Origin of the sequence: Flavobacterium sp. UBA6135, assembly GCF_002428305.1 — a bacterium.
Classification (GTDB): Bacteria; Bacteroidota; Bacteroidia; order Flavobacteriales; family Flavobacteriaceae; genus Flavobacterium.
Genome location: NZ_DIVJ01000001.1, coordinates 44,461 through 51,387, shown reverse-complemented (window position 1 = coordinate 51,387; position 6,927 = coordinate 44,461). Strand labels below are relative to the sequence as shown.

Annotated in this window: 5 protein-coding genes; 1 reads left to right on the top strand and 4 read right to left on the bottom strand. The window is 37.6% G+C overall.

What is annotated here, in order from left to right; genetic code table 11:
- Positions 1-136 precede the first annotated feature (136 nt).
- A complete protein-coding gene (locus B3L86_RS00220) occupies positions 137-1,864 on the bottom strand; it encodes a tyrosine-type recombinase/integrase (protein WP_291113633.1) in 1,728 nt (575 codons plus the stop codon).
- 591 nt (positions 1,865-2,455) lie between these two features.
- Between B3L86_RS00220 and B3L86_RS00215 the strand changes: the two genes are divergently transcribed.
- Positions 2,456-2,839, top strand: coding sequence for an HU family DNA-binding protein (locus B3L86_RS00215; RefSeq protein WP_291113630.1), 384 nt, complete (start codon positions 2,456-2,458; stop codon positions 2,837-2,839).
- Between the two features lie 52 nt (positions 2,840-2,891).
- Here B3L86_RS00215 and lpdA read toward each other — a convergent pair whose 3' ends face one another.
- From lpdA to truA, 3 genes are all read right to left on the bottom strand, one after another.
- Complete coding sequence (lpdA, locus tag B3L86_RS00210; RefSeq protein WP_291113627.1) at positions 2,892-4,280, bottom strand: dihydrolipoyl dehydrogenase; 1,389 nt, start codon at positions 4,278-4,280, stop codon at positions 2,892-2,894.
- Positions 4,281-4,410: 130 nt separating this feature from the next.
- Complete coding sequence (locus B3L86_RS00205) at positions 4,411-6,159, bottom strand: ABC transporter ATP-binding protein (protein WP_291113624.1); 1,749 nt, start codon at positions 6,157-6,159, stop codon at positions 4,411-4,413.
- Positions 6,156-6,908: a tRNA pseudouridine(38-40) synthase TruA gene (truA, locus tag B3L86_RS00200; RefSeq protein WP_291113621.1), complete on the bottom strand. Its 753-nt coding sequence runs from the start codon at positions 6,906-6,908 to the stop codon at positions 6,156-6,158. The genes B3L86_RS00205 and truA overlap by 4 nt, the downstream gene beginning before the upstream one ends.
- Between the last annotated feature and the right edge of the window lie 19 nt (positions 6,909-6,927).

Below are 6,927 nucleotides of genomic sequence, written 5' to 3'. Positions count from 1 at the left end.
TTGTTTATTTAAGCAATTACTAAAATACAAAATGTCAAAAAGTACCCGATTTGTCTGTCGGGTTGTGTCGTCATAGCCTTACCACTAACTAGTAAATATCATCAAATATATACAACTTTTTCATACTTTTCAAAAATTAATCAAGTTTTTTCTTATGATTTTCGTCTGTTAAACGGTCTAGCGGACTCACAATCTTATTCACAGCACTCGCACTAACATGTGTGTAAACGGTTGTAGTCTTTATACTTGCATGACCCAAAAACTTCTGGATGTAACGAATATCGGTGCCATTCTCCAACAAATGCGTAGCAAAACTATGCCGTAACGTATGAACTGTTGCTTTTTTCTCCAATCCCGATTTCTTCAAAGCATCCCGCATCACCGCTTGAACACTACCAACACTATAAGGCTCACCCGCAAATTGTCCTTCAAAAACATACTTCTTAGTCTGATACAAACTCCGATAATACTCCAACGAACCAACAATAGAGTAGGGAAGCATTACCATTCTATCTTTCTTGCCTTTCGCATTTTTTATATGAATCTTATGTTCCGAAAACAAAATATCCCGCCATTCCAAACTCACAATCTCGCTCACCCGCAATCCCGCTCCATAACCAATCAACAAAAGCAACTTGTGCTTCGGATTATCAACCACCCTAAAAATTTGCAAACATTCCTCCATCGTCAAAACCGTTGGAAGCTTCTTCTCCTTTTTAGGTCGAGGCAACTTCAACTCATAACCCGGGATATGCAAAACTTGCTGATAATAAAACAACAACGCATTCACCATCGAATGTCCCGAAGCCGAACTCAAACCCCGTTCCATCAACGACGATAGATATTTAACCGTCTCTTTATAACTAATTTCTTTTGGATCCCGATACCCATGATCACGCAAATATTGCAAAAAACTATGCGAATACGTTCGCAACGTCGAACTACTATAATTCAAAGCCAACAACATATCCACCATCCCCGAAATATAACCATGAGCAGCCTCTGGAACCTGCTCAAACAACCGCGACTTGGTCTGACTCAAATCCAGCTGTTTCCGATTTACCACATTTCGCTTGTGCAAATAACCCTCCGGCAATTCCGAAGCAATCAATATCCGATTCGGTTCAAAATGCAACAACAAAGCCTCATAAACCTGCGGCGTAGCAGGCAACAAATAACACGACCTAATTTTACTATAGCGGACCATCGACAAACGCTTCACCTTCTCCCGAACCACCAAAATATCCGGAACATAAACCTCCATCCATTTTGAATCTTCAGGATGCACCCTCAAAACAATGGATTTACCTTCAAAAACAACCTCTTTTTCCAAATAATCTTCCGGAAAAAAAGAAGACACCTCCAAAATTCGCTCCAAAGCTTCCTTAACTTTCGGATGTCGCATGGCCATATAAACCTTATAAGTAGAATGCCAATAAACCCCTTTAACCAATTTCAATTGATTCACAACAGCTTGAACATAGCGAATTTTAAAAACCCAATACTTCCCCAAATTGGGTAATAATGCTAACCGCAACTTATCGGCTAACAAAGTCTCCTTTGTTATATGGTCAGGATTGTTCAAATTTTCAGAAGAACCTAACTGACGTTCGCTTTTGGCTATGGGTGGAAGGTCACGGCTACTCACTTCGCCGGCCACCGGTTGGGCTACAATTAAATTGGGAAAAAGTTTTTGTAATTCTTTATATTTTTCTGGTGTATAATCAACATACCAACAGCCGTGGGTTTTACTGAAAACACCACCTGCTTGTTTAATTTTGGTTTGAATGGCACTATTGTATGTAAAAAACAATCCAATACGGAAGCGGTCGCGATGAAACAGTTTTCGAAGGATGATACTCATAGGGCTTAAAATTAGTTGGTTGGCTTTCTAAATGAAGTACTAAAATACTCATTTTATAATTACTTTCAAAATGCAATTGTTAAAATTGTTGAAGTAAACCCGTTGGGTGTACTATTTAATTCAATTGTAGAAGGGATATTTTAAAATTAAGTAACACCAAACGGGTAACTAGTAGTATAAAATTATAATAAGTATAACCCGTTGGGTGTAATTAAATTTTCAAATAATTTTACCACTAATTTACTTCGTCTGTTCGCTACGCTCGGGCCACCAATTTTTTTGACTAATTATTCGATTAAATTCGAATTTTCATCAAAGATGAACAAATTATTGCATTTACTAAATTTATAATTTGTGAATTCGTGGCAAAAATATCCAGAATACTATTGAATTAAATAATTACACCCAACGGGTTAAGTATAGTATTAATTTAATAAAAAATATATAGAAATTATTAAAAAGATATATAGCATTTATACAAAAAATGTATAGAAATAGATAAAAAGATATATAGAAATTAAAATAAAAAGGTAGTTATCATATAATTTTATAGCTTTACATTTTTAAAAATCAAACTAAACAACAGTACAAATGGCTGTAAAATTTAAAATGGTTGCCAAAACAAATAGTTTAGCAACACCTCCGGAAACCAATTATTATCCGTGTGCAGTGCATCAGGGCGAAGAAACATTAGAAACATTAGCACAACGCATCAGTGCCGGTTGCTCCTTGACCGAAGCCGATTGTTTTGGTGTGATTTATGCGTTGACCAATGCAATTGGGGATGCTTTAGCCCATGGAAAAATTGTACGAATTGATAGTCTAGGTACATTTCAATTGACTTTGCAAGGTTTGCCGGCTGCAGATGTAGAGGCACGAGGAAAGTCATTTATAAAAGGCAATCGGGTCGTTTTTAAACCTACCAAAAGGCTAAAGACGGTCTTGAAACTGGTGAATTATGAACAAATGAAATAAAAAAAGCTGCCTTTTTCAAGACAGCTTTTCAGTAGTTCTATTTGATTTTTTTTTATAAGTGTATTACTTCACCGTATGCATCGGCTACCGCTTCCATTACCGCTTCACTCATCGTTGGGTGGGGGTGAATGGCTTTTAAGATTTCGTGACCCGTAGTTTCTAATTTACGAGCTACAACAGCTTCGGCAATCATATCAGTTACGCCGGCTCCAATCATGTGGCAACCCAACCATTCGCCATATTTGGCATCAAAGATTACTTTTACAAAACCGTCAGGTGTTCCTGCTGCTTTTGCTTTTCCGGAAGCACTGAAGGGGAACTTTCCGATTTTCAATTCATAGCCTTTTTCTTTGGCTTGTTTTTCAGTCATTCCAACAGATGCAATTTCGGGAGTTGCATAGGTACAACCCGGAACGTTGCCGTAGTCAATAGGTTCCACATGCAAACCTTTTATTTTTTCCACACACAAGATTCCTTCTGCAGAAGCTACGTGTGCCAAAGCTTGACCCGGAGTCACATCGCCAATGGCATAATAACCAGGTATATTGGTTTGACAATAATCGTTAACTAAGATTTTATCACGGTCGGTAGCAATACCCACGTCTTCTAAACCGATGTTTTCAATATTGGTTTTTATTCCAACTGCCGAAAGTAAAATGTCGGCTTCTAAAACTTCTTCTCCTTTGGCTGTTTTTACAAATGCTTTCACACCGGAACCACTAGTATCAATGCGTTCAACAGAAGAATTGGTCATCACTGTAATTCCTGATTTCTTCAACGAACGCTCAAATTGTTTGGAGATATCCTCGTCTTCAACTGGAACTACGTTAGGCATGAATTCAACGATGGTTACTTCTGTTCCCATTGCATTATAAAAACTGGCAAATTCCACTCCAATAGCACCTGAGCCTACCACAATCATTTTTTTAGGTTGCGATGGCAATGTCATGGCTTGGCGGTAGCCAATTACTTTTTTACCGTCTTGAGGTAAGTTTGGCAATTCACGCGAGCGGGCTCCTGTTGCAATGATGATGTGATCGGCATTGTATTCTGTCACTTTACCATCGGCAGCTGTAACCGCTACTTTTTTGCCCGGTTTTAGTTTACCAAAACCTTCTATCACGTCTATTTTATTTTTTTTCATTAAAAATTGAACGCCTTTGCTCATTCCATCTGCTACATTGCGGCTGCGGTTGATTACAGCACCAAAATCTTTGTCAAAGGAAGAAACAGTTAATCCGTAATCAGAAGCATGTTTTAGGTATTCAAACACTTGGGCTGATTTTAAAAGAGCTTTGGTAGGAATACATCCCCAGTTCAAACAAACTCCACCTAAGTTTTCTTTTTCAATAACTGCCACTTTGAAACCCAATTGCGAAGCACGAATGGCTGTTACATAACCACCGGGTCCACTACCTAAAACTATAATATCGTAGTTCATATTTTATTTTTTCTAATTATTCAGAATGCGAAATTAAGGATTAATTATGTCTTTAAAAAGTTTTTTTGTTGTCAGTTGTTTGAATATAGTAAAAGCTAAGCGTTTGTTTGTTTTGAAACCAAACCTGCTTTTATTGTTCTGTTAGAAACTGCGAATCATAAAGGTTCTTGTAATAGCCATTTTCTTTTTGTACTAATTCAAAATGAGTGCCTTTTTCCACAATCATTCCGGCATCCATCACAATGATTTGATCGGCATTGATGACAGTTGCCAATCGGTGTGCAATAATTATAGAGGTGCGACCTTGGGTGATTCTCTCGGTAGCTTTTTGAATCAATTCCTCCGAATAGGTGTCAATAGACGAAGTGGCTTCATCTAAAATTAGAATACTAGGCTCACTCATGTAGGCTCTTAAAAATGCAATCAATTGTCGCTGCCCCGATGATAGCATCACCCCGCGTTCTTTTACATTATAATCATAACCATTAGGTAGGCTCATAATGAATTGGTGAACGCCAATTTTTTGAGCAGCTTCCATCACTTCTTCTTTTGTAATGTCAGGATTGTAAAGCGTGATGTTGTTATAAATGGTATCGGCAAACAGAAACACGTCTTGTAGTACCACCGCAATTTGTTTGCGAAGCGAGGTCAATTCAAACGAATTGATGTTTTCGCCATCAATCAAAATGCTGCCTTCATCAATATCATAAAACCGATTGAGCAAATTAATAATGGTTGATTTTCCGGCTCCTGTGGCACCAACAATAGCAATGGTTTGTCCGGCATTAATTTCAAGTGAAATGCCTTTTAACACTTTTTCATTTTCGGTATAACCAAAATGCAAGTTGTCAATAAGAATCTCGCCTTTAAAGCGTGGAGTAGGCAGCAAACCTTCTTTTTGAATTTCTTTTGAAGTATCTAAAATAGCAAAAACCCTGTTGGCGGCAATCATGCCCATTTGCAATTCATTAAATTTATCTGCAATTTGACGCAATGGGTTGAACAGCATACTGATTAACATGGTGTAAGTAAACAAATCACCAATTGTGGTTTGCGAATCGCCACCAATCATGGCCAAACCGCCATACCAAACAATAAGACCCAGCGTAAACGAAGAAATAATATCAGCAATTGGAAAGAAAATGGAGTTGTACCACACCGTTTTTATCCATGCTTTATTGTGTTTGTCATTGATGACTTTAAACTTTTCATATTCAATTTTCTCTCTCGAAAATAGCTGTACAATCTTCATTCCGGTGACACGTTCTTGCACAAAAGTGTTGAGATTGGCCACTTGGGTTCTAACTTCTTCAAAAGCTCCTTTCATTTTAATTTGAAAAATTCGAGTGGCATAAACCAATAGCGGCATAGCTAGAATTACAATCATGGATAGCTTCCAATTCATGTAGAGCATAAACGCCATGACTACAATCATTTTTAGCACATCACTAATAATCATGAACAACCCTTGACTAAAAATTCGGGCAATGGCTTCCATATCAGAAACGGAACGGGTAACGAGTTGCCCGACGGGAGAATGATCAAAATAGGTCATTTTGAATCGGACAATGTGCTGAAATAATTTAGTACGAATATCGCGAACAATATCTTGTCCTAACCAATTGGCCCAATACACAAAATAAAACTGTGAAAGCACCTCCAGCAACAATACAAATCCCATTAAGGAAATATAAAATAACAAACCCGATGCATCTTTGGTGTTGATATAACCATCTACCGTTTCTTTTAATAAATAGGGGCGAAGGGCAGCAAATATTGAAAGCGAAATAGCCCAAACCACCACGCTGTTAAAACGCCATTGATAGGGTTTAGAATACACTAAAATCCGTTTGAATAAGGAGGTGTCAAAGGCTGTCATAGGTTGCTTTTGTTTGGAATATAGGGATAGTCAATTTGGGTCAAATACAAACCGTGAGCCGGAACTGAAAAGCCGGCTTTACTTCTGTTTTTACTTTGAATTATAGGGTGTAATTCATCAACTTCCATTTTGCCTTGACCAATGTTTACTAGGGTACCTACAATAGCCCGAACCATATTGCGGAGAAAACGATCGGCAGTAATTGTAAATTGTAAACTAGTATTGGTTTGCTTCCAATGGGCTTGTGTTATTTTGCAATTAAAAGTGAACACATCGGTATTGGTTTTTGAAAAACACTCAAAATCGGTATAATGCAGTAAAATAGCCGCTGCTAAATTCATTTTGTCAATATCCAAAGGTTGTGCATAATACCAACTTAATTCGTTTATAAAGGCATCTTTAAAAGTGTGAATATGGTATTCATAAGTTCTTGAAGTAGCATCAAAACGAGCATGAGCAGTATCAGCAACAGGAAGTATATCATAAATCACAATCGATTTTGGCAGGAAAGAGTTTAATTTAGGTAACCAAAAGGCAACCTCAAAGGTTTCCTCATAATCAAAATGAGCAAACATTTGTTTGGCGTGAACGCCACTGTCTGTTCTACCGGCACCAACAATCGCTATAGGTGTTTTTAACAACAGCGAAAGTGCCTTTTCTAAAGTCTCCTGAACAGTAACGGCATTGGGTTGCGATTGCCACCCGTGAAAGTTACTTCCGTTATATGCTAATTGAATAAAATACCTCATAATCAAAAAGCAAAGATAG